Source organism: Streptomyces sp. NPDC049687 (genome assembly GCF_044465285.1).
GTDB lineage: Bacteria > Actinomycetota > Actinomycetes > Streptomycetales > Streptomycetaceae > Streptomyces.
Genome location: NZ_JBITLN010000002.1, coordinates 773,077 through 792,819 on the forward strand (window position 1 = coordinate 773,077; position 19,743 = coordinate 792,819).

At 70.2% G+C, this 19,743-nt stretch carries 17 protein-coding genes; 9 read left to right on the top strand and 8 right to left on the bottom strand.

What is annotated here, in order from left to right; translation table 11 throughout:
* Positions 1-35 precede the first annotated feature (35 nt).
* From ACIBVL_RS08575 to ACIBVL_RS08595, 5 genes are read right to left on the bottom strand one after another with little or no spacing between them, the layout of a single operon-like run.
* A complete protein-coding gene (locus ACIBVL_RS08575) occupies positions 36-1,763 on the bottom strand; it encodes a B12-binding domain-containing radical SAM protein (RefSeq protein WP_399093969.1) in 1,728 nt (575 codons plus the stop codon).
* A complete protein-coding gene (locus ACIBVL_RS08580) occupies positions 1,756-3,468 on the bottom strand; it encodes a beta-ketoacyl synthase N-terminal-like domain-containing protein (RefSeq protein ID WP_399093972.1) in 1,713 nt (570 codons plus the stop codon). Before ACIBVL_RS08580 ends, ACIBVL_RS08575 begins: the two co-directional genes overlap by 8 nt.
* Complete coding sequence (locus tag ACIBVL_RS08585) at positions 3,465-4,367, bottom strand: glycosyltransferase family 2 protein (protein WP_399093975.1); 903 nt, start codon at positions 4,365-4,367, stop codon at positions 3,465-3,467. The genes ACIBVL_RS08580 and ACIBVL_RS08585 overlap by 4 nt, the downstream gene beginning before the upstream one ends.
* Positions 4,368-4,393: 26 nt before the next feature.
* The gene (locus ACIBVL_RS08590) at positions 4,394-4,669 is read right to left on the bottom strand and encodes an acyl carrier protein (RefSeq protein WP_399093978.1); all 276 of its coding nucleotides are present in this window, start codon (positions 4,667-4,669) and stop codon (positions 4,394-4,396) included.
* A gap of 30 nt (positions 4,670-4,699) precedes the next feature.
* Positions 4,700-6,601 (bottom strand): KedN5 family methylcobalamin-dependent radical SAM C-methyltransferase, encoded by a 1,902-nt coding sequence (locus ACIBVL_RS08595; protein ID WP_399093983.1) that lies wholly within the window; start codon positions 6,599-6,601, stop codon positions 4,700-4,702.
* 486 nt (positions 6,602-7,087) lie between these two features.
* On the opposite strand from ACIBVL_RS08595, the gene ACIBVL_RS08600 reads away from it, so the two are divergent.
* The 3 genes from ACIBVL_RS08600 to ACIBVL_RS08610 are packed head-to-tail and all read left to right on the top strand — an operon-like array spanning position 7,088 to position 9,280.
* Positions 7,088-8,107, top strand: a complete 1,020-nt coding sequence (locus ACIBVL_RS08600; protein WP_399093986.1) for a PIG-L deacetylase family protein — start codon at positions 7,088-7,090, stop codon at positions 8,105-8,107.
* A 10-nt stretch (positions 8,108-8,117) separates the two neighbouring features.
* Positions 8,118-8,753 carry a transcriptional regulator gene (locus ACIBVL_RS08605; RefSeq protein WP_399093988.1) on the top strand — a complete coding sequence of 212 codons (636 nt, stop codon included), beginning with the start codon at positions 8,118-8,120 and terminating at the stop codon, positions 8,751-8,753.
* Positions 8,753-9,280, top strand: a complete 528-nt coding sequence (locus ACIBVL_RS08610) for a hypothetical protein (RefSeq protein ID WP_399093991.1) — start codon at positions 8,753-8,755, stop codon at positions 9,278-9,280. Before ACIBVL_RS08605 ends, ACIBVL_RS08610 begins: the two co-directional genes overlap by 1 nt.
* Positions 9,281-9,387: 107 nt before the next feature.
* Here the strand turns inward: ACIBVL_RS08610 and ACIBVL_RS08615 are convergent, their stop codons facing one another.
* Both ACIBVL_RS08615 and ACIBVL_RS08620 read right to left on the bottom strand, forming a co-directional pair.
* Positions 9,388-10,467, bottom strand: coding sequence for a methyltransferase (locus tag ACIBVL_RS08615; protein ID WP_399093995.1), 1,080 nt, complete (start codon positions 10,465-10,467; stop codon positions 9,388-9,390).
* Positions 10,464-11,588 (bottom strand): radical SAM protein, encoded by a 1,125-nt coding sequence (locus tag ACIBVL_RS08620; protein ID WP_399093998.1) that lies wholly within the window; start codon positions 11,586-11,588, stop codon positions 10,464-10,466. Before ACIBVL_RS08620 ends, ACIBVL_RS08615 begins: the two co-directional genes overlap by 4 nt.
* Positions 11,589-11,860: 272 nt before the next feature.
* Here ACIBVL_RS08620 and ACIBVL_RS08625 point away from each other — a divergent pair, with 272 nt between their 5' ends.
* Genes ACIBVL_RS08625 through ACIBVL_RS08635 form a run of 3 tightly spaced genes read left to right on the top strand, consistent with a single transcriptional unit; the run spans position 11,861 to position 15,257 of the window.
* Positions 11,861-13,567 carry a carbamoyltransferase gene (locus ACIBVL_RS08625; RefSeq protein WP_399094001.1) on the top strand — a complete coding sequence of 569 codons (1,707 nt, stop codon included), beginning with the start codon at positions 11,861-11,863 and terminating at the stop codon, positions 13,565-13,567.
* Positions 13,564-14,772, top strand: a complete 1,209-nt coding sequence (locus ACIBVL_RS08630; RefSeq protein ID WP_399094004.1) for a DegT/DnrJ/EryC1/StrS family aminotransferase — start codon at positions 13,564-13,566, stop codon at positions 14,770-14,772. Before ACIBVL_RS08625 ends, ACIBVL_RS08630 begins: the two co-directional genes overlap by 4 nt.
* Positions 14,769-15,257, top strand: a complete 489-nt coding sequence (locus ACIBVL_RS08635; RefSeq protein ID WP_399094007.1) for a glutathione peroxidase — start codon at positions 14,769-14,771, stop codon at positions 15,255-15,257. The genes ACIBVL_RS08630 and ACIBVL_RS08635 overlap by 4 nt, the downstream gene beginning before the upstream one ends.
* Before the next feature lie 10 nt (positions 15,258-15,267).
* On the opposite strand, the gene ACIBVL_RS08640 is transcribed toward ACIBVL_RS08635, so the two are convergent.
* Entirely contained in the window at positions 15,268-16,707 is a 1,440-nt protein-coding gene (locus ACIBVL_RS08640; protein ID WP_399094010.1) for an amino acid permease, read from the bottom strand.
* 153 nt (positions 16,708-16,860) lie between these two features.
* Between ACIBVL_RS08640 and ACIBVL_RS08645 the strand changes: the two genes are divergently transcribed.
* The 3 genes from ACIBVL_RS08645 (at position 16,861) to ACIBVL_RS08655 (ending at position 19,706) form a co-directional block, all read left to right on the top strand.
* Positions 16,861-17,559, top strand: a complete 699-nt coding sequence (locus ACIBVL_RS08645) for a FadR/GntR family transcriptional regulator (RefSeq protein WP_399094013.1) — start codon at positions 16,861-16,863, stop codon at positions 17,557-17,559.
* A gap of 69 nt (positions 17,560-17,628) precedes the next feature.
* A complete protein-coding gene (locus tag ACIBVL_RS08650; RefSeq protein WP_399094016.1) occupies positions 17,629-19,101 on the top strand; it encodes an APC family permease in 1,473 nt (490 codons plus the stop codon).
* A gap of 143 nt (positions 19,102-19,244) precedes the next feature.
* Entirely contained in the window at positions 19,245-19,706 is a 462-nt protein-coding gene (locus ACIBVL_RS08655; RefSeq protein ID WP_399094019.1) for a hypothetical protein, read from the top strand.
* Positions 19,707-19,743 lie beyond the last annotated feature (37 nt).

The following is a 19,743-nucleotide window of genomic DNA, read 5'->3' on the forward strand; positions in this document are numbered from 1 at the left end:
CTTGTCTTCACGACCGCATCCCGACACCGAGTGGGTCACCCGGCCATGGCCTGATCTCCGCACAGCCTCCTGGTCTCCTCGACGAACGCCGGGTAGGGCTCTCCCAGGACCCGGCGGTCGTAGGCGTCGACCAGGGTGCGCAGCTCCGCCTCCAGGCGCTCGGCGAGGCGGGGCGGGTCCTCGTCCGCGAGCAGCAGCCCTACGTTGAGGAAGGCGACCAGCAGTTCCGGCAGGCCGTCGGCCCATCCGCGCAGCCGGCTCAGCAGCGGGCGCAGGCCCTGTTCGCCCCGGGTCCTGCGGGCCCTGGTGGCGTCGACGATGAGCTGGGCGACGAAGGGCAGCTCTTCCTTGCGGTCGGCCACCTCCGCGCTGACCTTGCTCCAGGCCGCCCACACGTCCTCGACCCGCCGGTCCGGGATCCGGTACTCCCGGCGGGCCTGAAGCAGGACGGCCCTGGCCGGCCCCTCGACGTCCGGGAGTTCCGGGGGCGTGGGGTCGGCGATCTTGTCGTACATCTCGGTGCCGCGCAGTGCGATGGCACGGCTGATGAAGGAGAACGGGTTCTCGCTGACGGCGATGTCGGCGGCCACGATGAACTTCAGGTTCTCCCAGAGCTCGTCGAGGGTCGTGCCCGGTTCGACCATGATCCAGCCGGGTTCCAGCTCGATGCCCTCCTGCCTGAACAGGCGGGCCGCGTCGAAGTTGTACTCGACCATGGTGCCCTTGCGGAACCGTTTGGCCATGCCGGGCGAGCCGGTCTCCATGCCGAGCAGCGCGGAGGCCATGCCGGCCCGGCGCAGGGTCCGCAGCGCCTCCCGGTCGATGAGGCCGGTGTCGACGCGGAACTCGCAGTGGAAGGAGATCTTCAGGTCACGGCGGAGGATCTCCTCGGCGAAGCCGACGGCGTGGCTGTAGCCGTCCTGGAAGGCGCCGCCGAAGTTGTCGTCGTTGAACCACAGGAAGCGGGTGCCGAACTCCCGCTGGAGGTACTCGATCTCGTCCACGACGTCGACCGGGGAGCGGACCCGCCAGGCGTTGCCCGCCGTGACACCGGGCGCCCGGGGGACGTAGCAGAAGGTGCACTTGGCGTGGCAGCCGCGACTGGTGTACGTCGACGCCACCGGCGTCGGGATGCCGTTCCTGCGGTGGTTGACCAGCAGGTCGCGGGCGGGCCACGCCTCCTTGGCGAGGTCGGGGAGCCTGGGCGAACCGCTGCTGCGGACACGGCCGTCCTGCCAGAACCACAGCCCCGGCACGCTCCGCCAGTCCCGGCCGGCGGCCAGACACTCCATCAGACCCTCGACGGTCAGCTCACCCTCACCGAAGGCCACACAGTCCGCCTCCGGGATCCGCTCGGCGATCAGCTTCGCGTTGTACGTGCAGAACGCCCCGCCGATCGCCACGAACACCGACGGATCCGCCTCACGCACACACCGCAGCAACCGCACCGCGTCGATGATGTGCAGGTCGTACATGATGCTGATCCCGACGAACGCCGGCCGCTCACGCCGGATCAGATCCGTGATCGCCTCATCGCTCGGATTACGCCCGTGCAGGTTCAGCGCCCGCACCGAATACCCGCACGACCTCAAGTGACCCGCGATGCACGCCACACCCAGATTCTCCCGGACCTTCTCGTAGAAGAGGCGCATCGCGGGGTCGAGGCGGAGGTACTCGTCGTCGTTGATCAGGACGTTCTGGTTGTTGACACTGGAGAATCCGGTGAGGATCTCGCGTGGTGTCATCAGGACCGCGTCAGCCATCCGTGCTCCCCTCCCTGCGCCCGGCCGCGCCGCCCGTCAGGAGCAGCGCGGCGTTGTTGCCGCCGAACCCGAAGTTGTTCACCATCACGGAGCGCATCCCGTCACAGGGCTCCGGATCGCGCAGCACCCGCACATGCCTCGCGTCGAGGGGCTTGCGCAGCCCGGGGGTGCCCGGGAGCACCTGGTCACGCAGGGCCCGGACCGCCACCACGACACCGGGGAACACCGAGGCGTGCAGCAGATGGCCGGCCGCTCCCTTGTACGAACTCACCGGGACGCCCCGCCAGTCGTGCTCGGCGCCGACCCGGTCCAGGGCGAGCAGTTCCGCCTCGTCGCCCTGCCGGGTGCCGGGGGCGTGGCCGTGGACGTAGTCGACGGTGGTGAGCCCGGCCATGGCCAGGGCTTCCCGCATGCAGGCGGCGCCGGTGTGTGCGTCGAGCCGGCTGACGCCCTGGCCGGCCACCCGGCAGGAGATCCCGCTGAGCGTCGCCAGCGGGGTGTGGCCGCGTGCCGCCGCGTGCTCGGCGGTCTCCAGCACGATCGCCCCGGCGCCCTCCCCGACCGTGACGCCGGAGCGGTCCTCGTCGAAGGGGCGGGCAGCGGTCGTACTCGTCGCGCGGAGCACGTCGAGGCAGGCGTAGTCGTACGTGTTGAGGGACGACACGCCGGTGACGACCGCCAGGTCGGCCAGCCCGGACAGCAGCCACTCGCGCGCCATGGCCAGGCCGAAGGCACCGGACGCGCAGGCGTGGGCCATCAGTACCGCGTCGCGCGGGGGGATGCCCGAGCCGTCGTCGTCCCAGTCGGGCTCCAGGGCGATCTCGTCGATCCGGGGCGCGTCACCGACCCGCGGGAGGTGGGGGACCACCCCGGCCATGACCAGCAGGGTGCGGGCGGGCAGTTGCCCGACCCCGGCCTCCCGCAGCGCCTCGGAGCGGGCCCGGTCGAGCAGCGCGCGCCGTGTCGGGCTGCCGGGCGGCGCCTCCACGGAGGTCTGGCACACGGTCCTGCCGCGGAATCGCGAGGCGTCGAACCGGGTCGGCTCGGACAGTCCCCGTCGGCCGTCCAGCAGGTTCCGCCAGAACGCGTCGCCGCCGTCGCCGAAGGCGGTGACCAGACCGGTGCCGGAGAGGACCACCGACGATCCCGTCGTACGGCGGCTGCCGCCGGTGTGTGCCGGCGTGGCGCTGTCGGCGGCGGTCACGGGGACGGCCGTGACGCGGAAGCCGTCGCCGTGCGGGTCGTGGACGAGTTCGCACACGACCATCGCCTCGTGCAGGCCCGCGGAGACCGTGCCCCATGCCCAGCGCCAGGCCTGGAGAGCGGCCGCGCGGGGGCTGATCAGCACATGGCCCGGCCCGTTCCAGCCGCCGGACTCCGCCAGCTCCTGGAGGAGCTGGGCCGGTTCCGGGGTCATGGCCTCGGACGGGCGCAGCCTGCGGCCACCCGCCTCCGCCTCCGCGCACCGGGTGACGTACCGGGAAGTGGTCTGCACGCAGTAGTCCGTGGCCGCCATGACCACCGGGGCGCCGGTGCGCAGGCCGGCGGGCAACTGGTCCAGCGCCGTGGCCAGCACCTCGACGAAGGCGGTGGTCAGGCGGTCGCGGGCGGGGAGGACGGTGAGGTCGGGCCGGGAGCGCAGGCCGTCCGGCGTCTCCGGGGCCGTGCCGCCCACGATCACCGCGGTGACCTTCGGCGTGGTCATGACGCCGCCGTCGCGGCCGGCAGGTGGCCGTCCACGGGGCCGAGGCGCTCGGCCAGTTCGTCGAGGGAGAGGCGGCCGGCGAGATAGGTGCCCACGCCGGCGAGGCGTGGGTCGTCGTGCCGCTCGGCGACCCGGTGCCAGAACCTGGGCAGCAGGTCGCCGGTGTCCCGGCGCGCGGTCGGCAGGTGGTAGGCGACCGTGTCGAGCGGTGCGAAGGTGGCGCCCGAGGCGGCGAGCCGCAGCCCCAGTTCGAGATCCTCGCCGCCCCACAGCTCGCCGTAGTGCTCGTCGAAGCCGCCGACCCGTTCGAAGACCGTGCGCCGGATGCTGGTGCTCGTACCGATGCAGGTGAGCCAGCGCAGTGCGGCGTACGCGGGTGACCGGGTCACCTTGCGGGCGGTCCGCTCGATGAACGAGCGGCGGGGCCCGAGGTGGGGCACATGGGCGTCGAGGTCGGTGAGGGCGCCGGGGTCGATGCTCCGGCCGCGGGCACCGGTGAGGGCCGGCCGCAGCGGCTGGGGGTCGGGGGTCAGCGCGAACGCGGAGAGATCGGTGATGCCGCCGTGGACGACGGCGGCATCGGCGTCCTCGTGGGCCGCGAGGTGTGCCTCCAGCAGCCGGGGGGTGGCCAGGGTGTCGTCGTCGAGGAAGAGCAGGACCTCCCCGCGGGCCAGGCGCGCCCCGGTGTTGCGCGCGTGGGCCGCGCCCCGGCCACCGGTCGCGGCCCGCCGGACCGGCAGTCCCTGCGGGTCGGGCAGGGCCGACAGCACCTGCTCCACCGCGCCGGGGTCCGGCGCGTCGTCGACCAGGACGATCTCGAACCGCTCCCGGTCCAGAGTCTGGTGGCGAAGGGCCGTGAGCGTGAGCAGTAATCGCGTGGTCCGGTCACGGGTCGGCACGACCACACTGACCGATACGTCGCCCCTCACGTCAGAGAAGGGCTCTCGCCGGCCCTCTGGTCGAGGATGTAGGTGGCGAGGCCCTCGATGGAGAAGAGCGTCTCCTCGGTCAGGTCCTCGTCCTCGAAGACGACGTCGAACTTCTCCTCGAGGATCAGCAGGTACTCCAGGGCGTCGAGGGAACTGAAGCCGTACTGCTCCACAAGGCTGGCGTCGCCCTCCCCGGGTACGTGCCGGTGCTCGCCCTTGGTCATGCCCGCTGCGATCTCGTGGAGTTCCCGTATGAGCCCGGCGCGGTCCATCGTCTCTGTCTCCCGTGATGAGGATTCTGGTCAGGCGTTGGTGAACTGTGCCTCGAGCTGCTGCTCCGTCAGCCCGCGGAAGCGGTCCATGCGGAAGTAGTGCTGGACGTCGCCGCCGAATTCGGTCCGGTAGTAGAAGTCCGTGGTGTGGCGCTCGGGTTCGGTGCTCACCGTCTCGCCGCGCCGCAGTGCGGCGATCAGGCGGGGCACCGGGTGGGTGAATTCCGTGCCGCTGCGCAGATACCAGCGTTCGCCGTGCCTGGTGACGACCGGGAGGTCCTCCTCGGGTCCCGAGCCGTCGGACAGCAGACGGACGGGCTGGCACAACAGGTCGTAGCGGAAGACCTCGTCCAGCAGCGGCAGCAGGTGCTCGGGCAGGTCGGGGCGCAGGGCCTCCTCCCACCACTGCCGCAGCAGCCGCTTGGTGAGCAGACGCCAGACGTTGGGGTCGACGTTCTCGCTGGCGGAACTCGCCGGCCTGGCGAGCGCGTGCAGCTGCCTGGCCTCGGGGTCGTCGCTCTTCTCGATCCAGTCCGAGAAGCTGAGGATGACGCGTGACTGGGGAATGCCGGCGAGTTCGCGCAGGGCGACCCAGATGTTGTGCAGCCACAGACTCCGGGCCAGTACCCGGTTCCAGCAGATGAAGCGGAGCATGCGCTCGTTGTCCGCGAGGGTCATGGTGTTGTGGGCGAGCACATAGTCGAAGTCGTCGTGCTCGCCGCGCACGGTCACCAGTCCGTGCTGTTCCCGCTTGTCGTGGTATTCGGTGTTGGGCAGCAGCATCAGCGGATGGACCGCGATGAACGGGGTGTGCCGGGCCGCCCGGTCGTAACCGTCCAGGAATGAGGCGACCGTCTCGCCCGGCGCCCCCCAGATCAACTCCAGATACGGGGTGATGCCATGGTCGGTCAGCCAGGCGACGAGGCTTTCCCAGTCGTTCAGCCTCATGTTCCGCCGGCGCATCAGATCCAGCACGGAATCGTCCATCGTCTGCAGGGCGAGGATGAACGCGTTGTGCATCCCCGACTGCTTCATCTTCTCCATGATGCGGTAGAAGCCGGGCGACTTGTTCTTGGCCCAGGAGGTTTCCAGTCTCTTCGGAAAACCATACTTACTGCGCACCCGAAGCAGATCGTCGAGGAATTCCTCGTCCTGGCGCAGGAGACCGAAATTGGAGTCGGCGAGCATGAGGATTTCCGCGCCGCGCCGCCCCAGCACGTCCAGTTCCTCACGCAGCCGTTCCCTCGAGAACGCCCGCATCTTCTGTCCGGTGGCGCCTCCCCAATAACAGAAGGCGCACTTGTAGGGGCATCCGCGGTTCGTCTCCATGAGGGCGTAGTCGTAGAGGAAGCGACCCTTCGTGTCGACGAGCGGTATGGCTCCGGTGAGGATCGGGGACGGCAGGATCTCGAGATCCTGGATCCGTTCCCGCTCGGGAGTCGTCACCAGGTTTCCCTCCGCCTCGCGGAAGGAGATCCCGGCGATCTCGTGGAGTTCGGTGCGCCGGGCGCCGTCCAGGTAGCCGTTCACCAGGTCGCGGAAGACCAGTTCCCCCTCGCCGTTCACCACCACGTCGACCTGCGGGAACATCCGCAGGACCCGCTCGGCCTGATGAGCGACGTGGTTGCCGCCGAAGACGACCCAGCCCTGCGGGTTCATCTGTTTGAACGTCTCCGCGAGGGTGCCGAAGGCGCGGTAGTTCCAGCCGAGGACGGAGAAGCAGAGGATGTCGGGGCAGCCGTCGCGCACGAGGTCCCGGGCCATGGCGTTCAGGCCCGCGTCACCGGGGTAGTTCCGGATGGTGATGTCCGTACGACGCCGAATGCGCTCATCGGCCTCGGCGTAGGCCTTCAGGTAGCCGATCGCCAGCGGCATGGAGGCCGCTGAATTCCCCCAGACTCCTTGCTGAACAAGCAGTACGCGAGTCGCCATTCCCTGCCTCGTCCTCTAATCGATCCGACAGGCCAAATCGCACTTTGAGGCTACAGCAGAAGATCCCCGGCGCAATGGTGCCTCGGCAGCCAATCCGAAGTCGTGGCCAATCGTTCCACCTGTGTTCGGCCAGGCCGATGCCCCGATGACGGCCCCGTTCCGAGGCCGTCCCGCGGCACACAACGCCTCCCGTTGCAGGGTGGTTGACGTGGGAATCCCGTTACGGCCGCACGGCGTGGCCACGGCGTCCGGTGCGGGCCCGGGGGCGTCGGCGGAAGCGGGGTCAGGGGCGAAATGAATGACCGGAAACCTATTGGTCCCGACGTTCCTGAAAAACGATCACAGCCACCTCCGGCTGGGCATTTTCGGCCACCTGGCCCCTCATTTTCTGCCGCTCTGGAACGCCCCCTGTGCCCACGTCGGAGTGATCGGTATGCTCCGGCCATATTGTGGCTGTCATTCGTCACCGCGCGGGCTCGGAGTTACATGACGCAGATTCCTGACCGTTGGTGCCCGACCGCTCTGCCGCATGTGGAAACGGTCGACGGCGAACTCCGTTTCATGGGGCGTCAGGTCGACACCGGCGCCCGTCCGTCGGACGGTGACGCCTCGCTGCTGTCCCGCTGCGACGGCACCCGGCCGCTCGACGGATTCACCGCGGCGGACCGCGAGACCATCGGCCGGTTGCGGCGGCACGGGCTGCTGCTCATGGCACCCCCGCCCACGCCCACGCCCACGAGCACGGTGGCGGATCCGCCGGTGATCGTGTCCCCGCACCCGGACGACGCCGCGCTGGCGCTCGGCGGGACGGTGGCCCGGCAAGGGGGGCGAATCCTCGACGTCTTCAGCGTCGAGACCTGGACCAAGGACCCGTACTACGCCGAACGCCCGGAACTGACCCGGCACACGCTGCTGGCCGAGGAGACGGTCGCGGCCCGTGTGCTGGGCGCCCGGGTGGAGCTGCTCGGGTTCGTCGACGCCGCCGACCGCGAGCTCAGACGCGACCGGTTCTTCACCGACCCGGCCTGGTCCGACGGGTTCGCGCGGGAGGAGCCGGAGCTCTTCGACGCCGTCACCGAACGGCTCGCGACCCTGCTCGACGGCACCGGTCTCGTCTACGCGCCCCTCGGCGTCGGCGGTCATGTCGACCACCTCGCCTGCCGGGAAGCGGTGCTGGAACTGGCGCGCGGCGGCCGGCTCGGCGGGGCACGGCTCGCCTTCTACGAGGACCAGCCGTACTCGCTGTTCTCCTCGGCGGAGGAGACGGCGCGCAAGCTCGGCGCCCGCCTGGCCGAGGCGGGACTCGGCGAACTGCGCCCGCGGCTGCGGCCGGTGGACGACACGGCGGCGCTCACCAAGGCCGAGGCGCTGGGCGCCTACCGCATCCAGGTACGCAAGGGCATCATCCAGCGCGTCCGCCGCCATGACGCGCGGCTGGCGGCCGACGCCGGGTTTCCGGCCGCCGAACGGATCTGGCTCATGGACGGCCGACCGTCTCCTCAGTGAAGGGTTTTCCATGTATGCACTGGCTCAGTCCCTGACCCCGGCGGACCTGGAGGTCCTCGCGGACGCGTGCGCCGAGGTGGGCCTCACCCTGCGGGTGACGGACCCCGCGGCGGACCACGCCCCGCCGGCCGGCGCCCAGTTGGTCTCCTTCCACCGGGTCGCCGCCGCCCGACCGGACGATCCGTCCGTGGAGGAGCTGAAGCGCAGGGGCGGTTACGCCGTCGCCGTACTGGACGGCGTTTCCGCAACGGAGGTCCTGGCGGCGGTCTCCCGCGGCTACAGCTTCACCCTGGCCAGCCCCCTGCGGCGGGCCCGGCTGGTGGAGACCCTCGGCTATCTCAAGACCGTCACCCCGCCCGAGAACACCCAGGTGCTCACCCTCGACGGGAGGGGCTCGCTGAGCTCCCCCGCGAAGTCCTCGCCGGTGACCGACGCCGAGGCGGGTCTGCTGCGCCTGCTGGCCGGCCGGCCGGGCCAGATCGTCTCCCGCGAGGAACTCGCCGAGGCCACGGGCGGGGAGGACGTGAACAAGGTGGCCTCCGTCCTGAAGCAGAAGCTTCTGGACATCGACTCCGGTGCGAAGCTGCTCAAGATTCCCCACCTGGGCTTCCGCCTGGTCGGGACGGTCCGTGAGGAGGCGAACTGATGCGGGCCGTGGTGATCACCGGCGCGCCGGGCGTCGGCAAGACCAGGCTGGGACACCAGTTGGTGACCCGGTACAGCGTCCCGGCCGCCGCGATGGACTGCGACCCGATCGTCCATCCGTGGAACGGGGGCGAGGAGGTGTACGACCTGATGGCCGCGAGCGTGCGCGCCGTGCTGCCCGTCTACCGGGAGTGGGGGGCGCGGGTGGTGATCGTCACCGGGGTGGTCCTCGTCGGCCGTGCCTACGAACGCTTCCACAAGGTGTTCGGGGAACTCGGCGTACACCCGGTCTACTACGGGCTGCGGGCCGACGCGGAGGCGCTGGCCGTCCGGATCGAGGGCGACACGGGCGGCCGGTACTTCGTCGAGGGCCGACTGGCGGAGCGTCACCTCGACGCGGAGGTGGCGGATGTGCCCGGTGTCCGGCTGATCGACACCACCCGCCTGACGCTCCTGGAGGCGACCAGCGCGGTCGCCGCCCTGGAACACGCCGAACTGGGACCGGAGTGGCTGGGCTCCCCCGGCTGATCACCGCGGACCGGCCGCCCGACCGCCGGGCCCGCCCGGGCGAACCCGCCGACCACCGGGGTGACCGCCGTCATCACCCCGGTGATCGCCGTGGGTCGCCCGGGGGCTCACCGGAAGCGGCCGACCTCCAGGCCCTCGCCGGTGAGGCGGGCCGACAGGACGAAGCCGTAGTAGTGCGTGGCGCCGACGCGGGTGACGTACTCGCGGACCTCGTCGCCGAGTGGGCCGGTGAGCTGCTGGTGCTCGTCGCGCGGGGCGAAGGCCGGCCAGCGCGGGGGCGTCGAGGGCCTGAGCAGCAGCCGGCCGGAGAGCTTCAGGCGGCGCAGTTCGGCCTCCAGCTCCTGGACGAAGAACGGTCCGCGCTCGTCGCCGTAGGCCGCGGCCTGGAGCAGCGCCTCGCCGTCGTCGGTGAGGAGCCGGGGGACCTGGCGCAGGAGTTCCCAGAAGAACTCCAGTCCGTCCAGCCCGGCCTCGCCGGCCAGCCAGCCGAGCGAGCCGCGCCGCAGCGGAAGGCACGGCGGGTTGGAGACGACGAGGTCGAACCGGGAGTCCAGCGACAGGGACATGATGTCCCCCTCGGTGGCGGTCAGCCGGTCGCCCAGGCCGTTGACATGGGCGTTGACCGTGGTGGCCGCCGTGCATTCGGGGTTGACGTCGACGGAGAGGACGTCGGCGCCGTTGCGCGCCGCCGCCAGGCCGAGGATGCCGGTGCCGCAGCCGAGGTCCAGGGCCGAGCCGGCCCCGCGGCGCGCGGCGACGAGCCGGGAGAGCGTCATCGAGTCGGTGCCGACCCAGGGCGCGTACGACCCGGTGTCCCGTCCCGCCGCCCGCCAGGCGGCGAGCAGCGTCATGCCGTCCCCGCGGACCAGGCAGTAGTCGGCCGACACCTTCCCGGCGTCCTCGCGGAGCACCCGGGCGCGCAGCAGGAGATCGAGCAGCGCACCGGGGACCTCCGCGCGGACCTCGGACTCGGCCACCTGGTCCCCGAAGACGAACAGGGAGGAGAGGACGGACTCGGCGGACATGCTGGTGGAGATCGCCGCCAGGGTCTCGCTGTTCCGCCACGGCGCCAGTTCACCGAGCCAGTCTCCGGCGAGGGTGAGCAGATCGTGCTGCGGAAGTGCGAGAAGCCGGTGCAGCCCGGCCTTCGCGAAATCGCCGGCGGACATTCCGTCCAAGGTGATCATGACGTCTCCTCACGACCTTGGTTTTCCGGTTCGAAGACCGGCGTGAACGCCGATTTCAGCTCCCGCAGCCGTTCCAGCGCGCGGGGTCCGGCGTACGGCGCACAGCGCGCGATTTCCTCCTCGGAGATGCCGCCGAACAGATAGAGGTTGACGACGTCGATCGGTCCGGTGCAGCTCTTGCAGTACGGGAAGCGTGGCCTTGGCTGCATGAACATGTCGTAGTGCTGGTGCTTTCCGTACTGTTCCGGGACGAGATCGGGATTCTCCTTGATGTTTCCCATGGGTTTGAGCCAGGCGTACGGGCAGCAGGAGACGTCGCCCTGCCCGAAGAGCTGAACCATGGTGGCCGTCGCGTAGCACCGAAGAGTGCGTACGCCGGTGCGCAGCTGATTCCCTATGTGTTCCACGAAGGCGCGCGGCGGAAGTACCGCGGACAATTCGTCGTAGCGTTCGAGCAATGGCGCGAAATGGTCGCCGAGGGGTGGGGCGTGCGTCGTCCTGGTCTCTCCGCGCACGGGGAAGAAGTACAGCATCACGCCCCGGCCGTAACGCTCCAGCAGGAACTCGGCGAAGTCCGCCTGGGCGGTGGCGTTCAGGTCGGTGATCACCGACTGGATCTCGATGGGGATCCCCAGCTCCACCGCGTGGTCCAGGTGCCGCATGATGACGTCGAAGAGCCTGTGCTGCTTGGGCGGCAGCCGGTGGCCGTTCAGCTCCAGCGTGTGGCCGTCCAGGGAGAGGCACAGCTGGACGTTGCCCAGCTCGGCGAGGGCCTCCAGCCGGTGCGGGGTCAGAAACGCGCCGTTGGTGATGACCTGCACGACCTCGTACTTCTCGCTGCATTCCGCGACGAACTCGGTGGAGCCCTTCAGCCAGAAGAACTCGCCGCCGCTGAGGCGCATGACGGGGCTGTCCACATGACGGTGATAGGCGTCGAGGATCTCGTGCCAGTCCGCACGCCGGTCGGTGGTCAGACGCAGTCGCGCGTCGGGGACCTGCATGAGGAGGTTGAAGTCCTCGGTGAGGCAGTAGGAACACCTCATCTGGCACAGCTGCTCCTCGATCACCATGTCATTCATGAGGAGCTTGAGACGATTCCGTCCGTCGCGATGCGCGAACATCGCATCACGATAATCACGTTTCAGGGCCATGCCTTATCACCGCACCCAGGTCGTTTTACGCATGACTCTTCCGTTGACGGACGAGTCTAAGTTCACCGCGAAGACGCGGTCAATGCGCACAAGCGCAGGCATCGGCTTCCGCCCGGAACGCGACTTGATTCGGCCGGAGGATGGCTCATATGACTCTGACGACGGACCGGTTGACACGGGGTAGCGTTACGAGCACGTACTCGCCAAATCTGTATGCCGCAACCGGCAGTAAGGACGGCAGTATGCTCGCTCTGGGGCTCGGTGGTTCCAACCACGACTTCTCGGCCTGCTTGGTCGAGAACGGTGAGATCGCCGTCGGTATTGAAGAAGAACGGCTGACCCGCCGCAAATACGCGGTCAATGTGAATTCCCTGGCGAACCAGTGCTGGCGCTATTGCCTGACCACCCGTGGGGTCCGGCTCGGCGAGGTGGAGGCGATCGTCGCGGACGACACCCTCCTGCCCAGTTGCTACTTCCCCTTCCGCAGCCGTACGACACTGATCAGGCATCACCTGGCGCACGCCGCCAGCGCCTTCTACCCCTCCCCCTTTCCCGAGGCGGCGATCCTCGTCGTCGACGGGGCCGGCAGTCTCTTCGAGGGGCGGGGCGTCGAGACCCTGACCATGTCGGTCGGCAACGGCACGGAGATCACCGAGATCTCCAAGGTGTACGGGACCAACTGGAGCACCGACGGCCTGCGCGAGACCCGGGTCTACCAGGCCGGCGACAGCGACCACTCGCTGGGATTCATGTACAAGGCGGTCAGCAAGGCCATCGGTTTCACCCTCTACGAGGAGGGCCGCTGGTATCTGACCGAGGACGGCAAGACCATGGGCCTCGCGCCCTACGGCACCGACCGCTACCGGGCGGAGTTCCACCGCTGGCTGGACCTGCTGCCGCAGGGCCGGTACGCGCTGCGTCTCAAGGACGGCGGGCTGCTGGAGTTCGTCGAGCACGCCCTGGACGGATTCGAGGGCGACGAGCGTTTCGCCCGGGGCGCCGACCTCGCCTGGGCCGCACAGGACCTGCTGGAGACCGCCGTCCTGCACGCCGCCGACTGGCTGCACCGCGAGACCGGCCTCACCCGGCTCTGCCTGGCCGGCGGTGTCGCCCTCAACTCGGTCGCGAACGGCAAGATCCTGCGCGGGACCCCGTTCACCGAGGTCTACGCCCAGCCCGCGGCCGGCGACAACGGCTGCGCGGTCGGCTGCGCGTACTACGGCTACCACGTCCTCGGCGAGCAGCCGCGGCCGCGCGGCCCGAAGGCACCGGCGTCGGCCCCACGCCCCCAGACCCACACCTACCTCGGCCGTTCGTACGGCACGGAGGAGATCCGGGCCGCGCTCGAGGCCTCCGGCCTGCCGCACCGGCGGGTGGCGCGGCCGGCCCGGCTGGCGGCCGGACTCCTGCCGCAGGGCGCGCTCATCGGCTGGTTCACCGGCGGTTCCGAGTTCGGGCCGCGCGCCCTGGGTCACCGCAGCATCCTGGCCGACCCGCGCCGCGCGGAGATGAAGGACATCCTCAACAGCAAGGTCAAGCACCGTGAGGGGTTCCGGCCGTTCGCCCCGGCCGTCCTGGCCGAGCGGGCCGCCGAGTACTTCGAGCTGGACATCGAGTCGCCGTACATGCTGATCGTGGCGCCGGTGCGGGAGGACAAGCGGCAGGAGGTGCCCGCCATCACCCACGTCGACGGAACGGCGCGGGTCCAGACGCTGACCCCGGAGGCGAACGGCAGCTTCTACGAACTCGTGGCGCGGTTCAGTGAGCTCACCTCGGTGCCCGTCGTGCTCAACACCTCCTTCAACGACCGCGGTGAGCCGATCGTGGAGACCCCCGATCAGGCACTGGCGTTCTTCGGGCCGAGCCAGCTCGACTATCTCTTCCTGGAGGACTTCGTGGTGGCGCACAGCGCGACGGACCTCGACACGGTGACCGAGGCGGCCGCGTGAGCGAGGGGCCCGGGACGCGGTACGAGACCTGGCGGGCCCTGGCGTTGTGGGGGGAGGAAGAGGAGGCCGCCGCCCTGGAGGTGATCCGGTCGCGGTCGCTGTTCCGCTACTACGGGCCGGACCTGCGGCACCGGACCGAGGCGTTCGAGGCCGCGTTCTCGGACGTGGCCGGTGTCGCGCACACGGTCGCCGTGTCCTCCGGCACCGCCGCGCTCACCGCCGCGATGATCGGCCTCGGGATCCCGCCGGGGGCGGAGGTGATCGTGCCGGCCGTGACCTTCGTCGGCAGTGTCGGCGCGGTCGTCGCCGCCCGGGGCGTCCCGGTCTTCGCCGAGGTCGACGACTCGCTGACCCTGGACCCCGCGAGCCTGGAGGAGCGGATCACCGAACGCACCTGGGGCGTGATGCCGGTCCACCTCGCCAACGTCGCCGCCGACATGGGGCCGATCACGCAGGTCGCGCGCCGGCACGGACTGCGGGTGATCGAGGACGCCGCGCAGGCCGCCGGCGTCGGCTACCGGGGACGGCCCGTCGGCGGCCTCGGCGACGCGGGCGCCTTCAGCTTCCAGCTCGACAAGAACATCACCGCCGGTGAGGGCGGCGCGGTCACCGTGACCGACGCCGACGTGTACGACCGGGTGGCCCGCTACCAGGACCAGGGCGGCCAGTTCACCACCTCCAAGGGCGCGACGCGCGGCACCGCCGACAGCCCGCCGTTCATCGGGACCAACCTGCGCATGACCGAGCTGACCGCGGCGATCCTGTCCGCGCAGCTCCCCCGGCTGGTTCCGATGTGCCGGCGGCTGCGTGACGTGGCGCGCCAGGTCCGCGCCGAGACCGCCGACCTGCCGGTCCGCTGGCGCAGGCTGCCCGACGAGGACGGATCGGGCGGCGACCTCACCCTGTTCCTGGGCTCCCGGCTGGAGGCGCGCGGCTTCGTCGCCGACCTGAACGCCGCCGGCATCCCGGCGCACACCCTGTACCAGGGGCAGCCGGTCACGGCCAACCGGGCCGTGCGGGAGGGGCGTACGCCCTGGGGCGTGGAGTGGCAGCGGCCTCCGCGCCTGCGGACCAGCGAGGGGCTCCTCGGCCGTTCCGTCACCATCGGCCTGGGCGCGGCCATGACCGACGAGGACGTCGACGCCCTGGTCACCGCCTTCCGCAAGGCCCACCCCCGACAGGAGCGGAGCGAGACGCCGACATGACCCTGTACGACATCCCGGTCCGCACACTCGGCGGGGAGCCCGGTGACCTGAGCGCCTACCGTGGGCAGGCCCTCCTCGTGGTCAACGTGGCCTCCCGATGCGGGCGTACCCCGCAGTACGCGGCGCTGGAGCAGTTGCACCGGCGCTACGGACCCCGCGGGTTCGCCGTACTGGGCTTTCCCTGCAACCAGTTCGGGCAGCAGGAGCCGGGCACCGCCGAGGAGATCCGGGCGTTCTGCTCGACGACCTACGACGTCACCTTCCCGCTCTTCGAGAAGGTGGACGTCAACGGCGCGACACGCCACCCGGTCTACGCGTTCCTCACCGCCGCGCCCGACGAGCACGGGGTGGCCGGGGACGTCGAGTGGAACTTCGAGAAGTTCCTGGTCTCGCCCGAGGGACTGGTGGCGCATCGCATCCGTTCCCGCGTCAGGCCGGACACCCCCGAGGTCCTCGACCGGATCGAGGCCCTGCTGCCGGCCTGACGCGGGCCCGCTACGACCGGGTGACGGCGTCGCGCGTCCTGCCGCGGACCAGTGCCACGGCCACCACGGCCACGGCCACGGCCGTGGACAGGACGACCTGGTCGCGTCCGCCGCCGTCGGCCGTGTCGGTCAGCATGTAGCCGAGGACGAAGACGATCAGGGCGATGGTGGCCCAGGTGAGGTAGGGGTAGAGCCACATCCTGACGATCAGCTTCTCCGGCGACTCCCGCTGGATGATCTTGCGCATGCGCAGCTGGGAGAAGCAGATCACCAGCCAGACGAACAGGGCGATGGCGCCGGAGGAGTTCAGGAGGAACTGGAAGACCGTGTCGGGCCAGAGGTAGTTGAAGGCGACGGCGACGAAGCCGAAGACGACCGAGGCCAGGATGGCCGTCCGCGGCACACCGCGCCCGGTGGTCTGCCCGAAGGCGGCGGGGGCGTCGCTGCGCCGGCCGAGGGAGAACGCCATGCGTGAGGCGGTGTACAGGCCGGAGTTGAGGCAGGACAGCACGGAGGTGAGCACGATGGCGTTCATGATCTGGGCGGCGTGCGGGATGCCGATGGAGCTGAGCGCGGCGACGTACGAGCCGTCCTTGAGGATCGCCGGGTCGTCCCAGCGCAGCAGCGACACCACGATCAGGATCGAGCCCAGGTAGAACACCGCGATCCGCCAGATCACGCTGTTGGTGGCCTTGGTGACCGCGCCCTGCGGGTCCGCCGACTCACCGGCCGCCAGGGTGACGATCTCGCTGCCCATGAAGGAGAAGACGACCATCAGGACGCCGGTGAGGATCGCGCCGGGTCCGTTGGGCAGGAAGCCGCCGTGGGCGGTGAGGTTGGAGAAGCCGGAGGCCGGGTGGTCCGAGCCGGGCAGCAGTCCGAAGATCGCGAGTCCGCCGAGCACGATGAACGCGGCGATGGCGACGACCTTGATGCCGGCGAACCAGAACTCGAACTCGCCGTAGGAGGCGACCGAGGCCAGGTTGCTGACGGTGAGGACGATCATGACGATCAGGGCCCAGCCCCATTGCGGGACCGCCGGTATCCAGCCGGCCAGGATCTTGGCCCCGGCGGTCGCCTCGACCGCGAGGACGACGACCCAGAAGAACCAGTACAGCCAGCCGATGGTGAATCCGGCCCAGCGGCCCAGCGCCCGGTCCGCGTAGGCGGAGAAGGAACCCGAGGTGGGGTTGGCCGCGGCCATCTCGCCGAGCATCCGCATGACGAGGACGACGAGGATGCCGACGAGCGCGTAGGAGACGAGGATCCCGGGGCCCGCGGCGGCGATGCCGGAACCGGAGCCGACGAACAGGCCGGCACCGATGACACCGCCGATCGCGATCATCGACAGGTGGCGGTTCTTCAGGCCGGCCTGCAGGCCTGAGTCCGGTGGGGTGCTCTCGGTGGCGGGGAGCGGTTCCGCGGCGGAGAGCGGGGGACGTGTGGTCATCTCGACATCCGAACCTGGAGTGGGGACGAGGACATGGCTCCGGAAATTAGTTCACCGCGATCCAAAAAAACAAGACCTGCCCGCCTTGTTTAAGTGTTCAGCGTGCTCTATTTTTTGGGCATACCCGCTCAGCAGGCCGTTAGGGTGGGCGCCGTGGTGAATGCAGCGGGCAAGTTCGGACCCTACGGCGGCGGCGACACCCGTCTCCTGCCCGGCCGGGGGCCCACGGGAGCGGAACTGGTCCGGTCCCGGGTGGCACTGCGGGTGCGCCTGAGATCCGTGTCGCCGGGAGACCGGCTGCCGGACGCCGGCGTCCTCGCCGAGGAGCTGGGCATCAGTGAGATCACCGTGCGCCGTGCGCTGGAGGGAATGTGCCAGGACGGGTTGCTCGACCGGCGGCGAGGCCGCGCGGGCGGGACCTTCGTCGCCGCGGACTGGGACGCCGTCGTCGCCGTGACGCATGACGCCGAGGAGGCGGCTTCCCTGGACTCCTTCCATCTGCTGCTCGAATGCGGTCTCGTGGCCCGGGGCGCGGGCGAGGTCCCGGACGGTCACCTCGAGGGACTGCGGTCGCTGGTCACGGAGATGGACCTGGCCGAGGACCCGGCACGACTGGTCGAACTGGAGACACGTTTCCATCTCGACCTCGCGGAGGGGCTCGGCGGTGCGGGGGTCCGCGAGTTCGCCGCCGACCTGCTCGGCCGCCAGTGCCTGCTGATGCCGGCCCCGTCCCCCGCGGTGGTACGGGCGCGGAACCGCTGCCACGCCGACCTGCTCGCCGAACTCGGCCGCGGCGCGATGGACCCGGCCGTGCGCGCCGTGAAGGAACACCAGCGGGCCCGCCCGAGCTGACGCTCGCCGGCGCCACTCCCGGCCTCCGTCCTCCCCGCCGTACCGCCGCCCCCAGAAGGAGCTGCCGTCATGTCCGATCCCGGAGCCGTCGGCCCGTCGCCGACCTCGGGCCCCGCCGGTGGCGCACCCCAGCGCCTGCGCGGCGGCGTGCTCGGCATGGCGGACATCGCCGCCGCCACGATGGCCAACGTGGGTCCGGCCATGAGCTTCTTCTTCGGCTTCGCCTTCCTGGCCACCACCGCGGGCGTCGCGTCCCCACTGACCATCGCCGCCGCCGGAGTCGCCGTCGCGCTGCTCGGCAACACGCTCGCCGAGTTCTCCCGGGCGCACCCCTCGGCGGGCAGCTTCATCACCTTCGTGGGCAAGACCTTCGGCCCGGTCAGCGCGGTGACCACGGCCCTGCTGGCCGGACTCGGCTACATCATCGCGATGGCCTCCGTCATAGCGATCTCGGGCGGGTTCGTGCAGATCACCCTGCACCACTACACCGGCGTCGACCTGCCGTGGATCATCTGGACCCTGCTGCTGACCGGGCTGGCGATGGTGCTGATGCTGCGCGGGATCGTGGTCTCCACCAAATGGGCCGGTTACTTCTTCGGTGTGGAGATGCTGGTGCTGGTCGCGGTCTCGGTCGCGACGATCGTCGAACACCGGGGCGGCCTCTCCGCCGACCCGTTCCTGCCAGGCCACCTCAGCCACGGCGTCAAGGGCCTCGCGGCGGGTTTCCCGCTGGCGGTGTACCTGTTCATCGGCTGGGAGAACTCGGCGGCGCTGGCCGAGGAGACGGAGAACCCGCGGCGCAACGTCGGCCGCGCGGTGTTCTCCTCCGTCGCGATCATGACGGTCAGCTACATGCTGTTCTCCTACGCCACGGTGACCGGCTTCGACTACGACACGGCCCGCCTCGGCGCCTCCACCATCCCGTTCGTCGACGTCGCCCACCACACCCTCGGGGCGCTGGCGTTCGTCGCCTACGTCGGTGGCCTGACCTCGACCCTCGGCGTGCTGATCGCCGGCATCAACTCCCAGGCCCGGCTGGTGTTCAACGCCGGACGGGAGGGGCTGCTCCCGTCCTTCTTCGGCTACGTCCACCCCACCCGCCGTACGCCGAACAACGCGATCGTCACCTTCACCGTCACCGCGCTGCTGATCATCGGAGGCTGGGGGCTCGGCCATCTGCTCGGAGCCGACGGCGGTCCGATGGACCCCGTGGTCTTCTTCACCGAGTCCTCGAGCCTGGGCGCCATCCTGATCCTGCTGGTCTACCTCGCCTCGAACATCGCCCTGCCGCTGTACTACCGCAGATACCGTCCGCAGGAGTTCCGGACCGTCCGTCATCTCGTGCTGCCCGTGATCGGCGCCGTGGCCATCCTGGTCCCGCTCTACTACCTCGCCAAGCCCGGTCAGCCGGCGCCGTACAACTGGTTCCCCTACGCGGCGCTGGCCGCTCTGCTCGGCTCCGTCGGCTATGCGACGCTCCTGGTCCGCCGTGACCCGCACCTGGCCGAGCGGGTCGGTTCCGTCGTCGCCGACGTGGAGTGAGCGGGCGGCTCCGGCACGGAGGTTGCGCCGGTCTTCCGTGCGGAATTACGTAGTTTCACCGAAGCGGACCGGATCGCCGGGCGTCACCATGATCGGCACAGCGACGACCGATGCCCCCAGGGGTGTCGAAGGGAGCCGATGCCGTGACCATCTCGAACAGCCCCGCGGCCACCGACGGGAAGCTGACGACCGCGTACGTGCTGACGGTGAGCGCCTCGGCGCTCACCCTCGCGGGGCTCTACCTCATGGACTGGTTCCCCGAGCGCGTCCTGGGCGGCCACTCGTTCCTGGATTACCGGTCCGAGCACCTGACGGACCGCGCCGACGCCACCGGACTGGAGGGGTGGCAATCCCTGGCGGACACGTACTTCGTCGTCGGATACCTCGTCCAGACGGTGGCTTTCGTACTGCTGCCGTTCGTGGTGGCGCGCACCAGCCGGTGGCACTGGCTGGCGGCTCTCGCCGTGCTCGGGGCGGCCTGGCAGATGGCCGGCATGGCCGGTGCCACGATCGTCAACACGACGTTCGCGCCGGCGCTGGGTCCGCTCGCCGGGATCCTGGCCCTCATCGGCTGGGGGCTCGCACGGTCGTCGGTGAACGAGTAGTGCCGCGGCAGGCACCGTTTGCCCGTCAAGGAGCGGC

What these genes read in the sequence shown, in the direction of transcription:
- ACIBVL_RS08575 (WP_399093969.1), bottom strand. Translation starts at nt 1,763, where the DNA reads ATGGCTGACGCGGTCCTGATGACACCACGCGAGATCCTCACCGGATTC.
- ACIBVL_RS08580 (WP_399093972.1), bottom strand. Translation starts at nt 3,468, where the DNA reads ATGACCACGCCGAAGGTCACCGCGGTGATCGTGGGCGGCACGGCCCCG.
- ACIBVL_RS08590 (WP_399093978.1), bottom strand. Translation starts at nt 4,669, where the DNA reads ATGGACCGCGCCGGGCTCATACGGGAACTCCACGAGATCGCAGCGGGC.
- ACIBVL_RS08595 (WP_399093983.1), bottom strand. Translation starts at nt 6,601, where the DNA reads ATGGCGACTCGCGTACTGCTTGTTCAGCAAGGAGTCTGGGGGAATTCA.
- ACIBVL_RS08600 (WP_399093986.1), top strand. Translation starts at nt 7,088, where the DNA reads ATGACGCAGATTCCTGACCGTTGGTGCCCGACCGCTCTGCCGCATGTG.
- ACIBVL_RS08605 (WP_399093988.1), top strand. Translation starts at nt 8,118, where the DNA reads ATGTATGCACTGGCTCAGTCCCTGACCCCGGCGGACCTGGAGGTCCTC.
- ACIBVL_RS08610 (WP_399093991.1), top strand. Translation starts at nt 8,753, where the DNA reads ATGCGGGCCGTGGTGATCACCGGCGCGCCGGGCGTCGGCAAGACCAGG.
- ACIBVL_RS08615 (WP_399093995.1), bottom strand. Translation starts at nt 10,467, where the DNA reads ATGATCACCTTGGACGGAATGTCCGCCGGCGATTTCGCGAAGGCCGGG.
- ACIBVL_RS08620 (WP_399093998.1), bottom strand. Translation starts at nt 11,588, where the DNA reads ATGTTCGCGCATCGCGACGGACGGAATCGTCTCAAGCTCCTCATGAAT.
- ACIBVL_RS08625 (WP_399094001.1), top strand. Translation starts at nt 11,861, where the DNA reads ATGCTCGCTCTGGGGCTCGGTGGTTCCAACCACGACTTCTCGGCCTGC.
- ACIBVL_RS08635 (WP_399094007.1), top strand. Translation starts at nt 14,769, where the DNA reads ATGACCCTGTACGACATCCCGGTCCGCACACTCGGCGGGGAGCCCGGT.
- ACIBVL_RS08640 (WP_399094010.1), bottom strand. Translation starts at nt 16,707, where the DNA reads ATGACCACACGTCCCCCGCTCTCCGCCGCGGAACCGCTCCCCGCCACC.
- ACIBVL_RS08650 (WP_399094016.1), top strand. Translation starts at nt 17,629, where the DNA reads ATGTCCGATCCCGGAGCCGTCGGCCCGTCGCCGACCTCGGGCCCCGCC.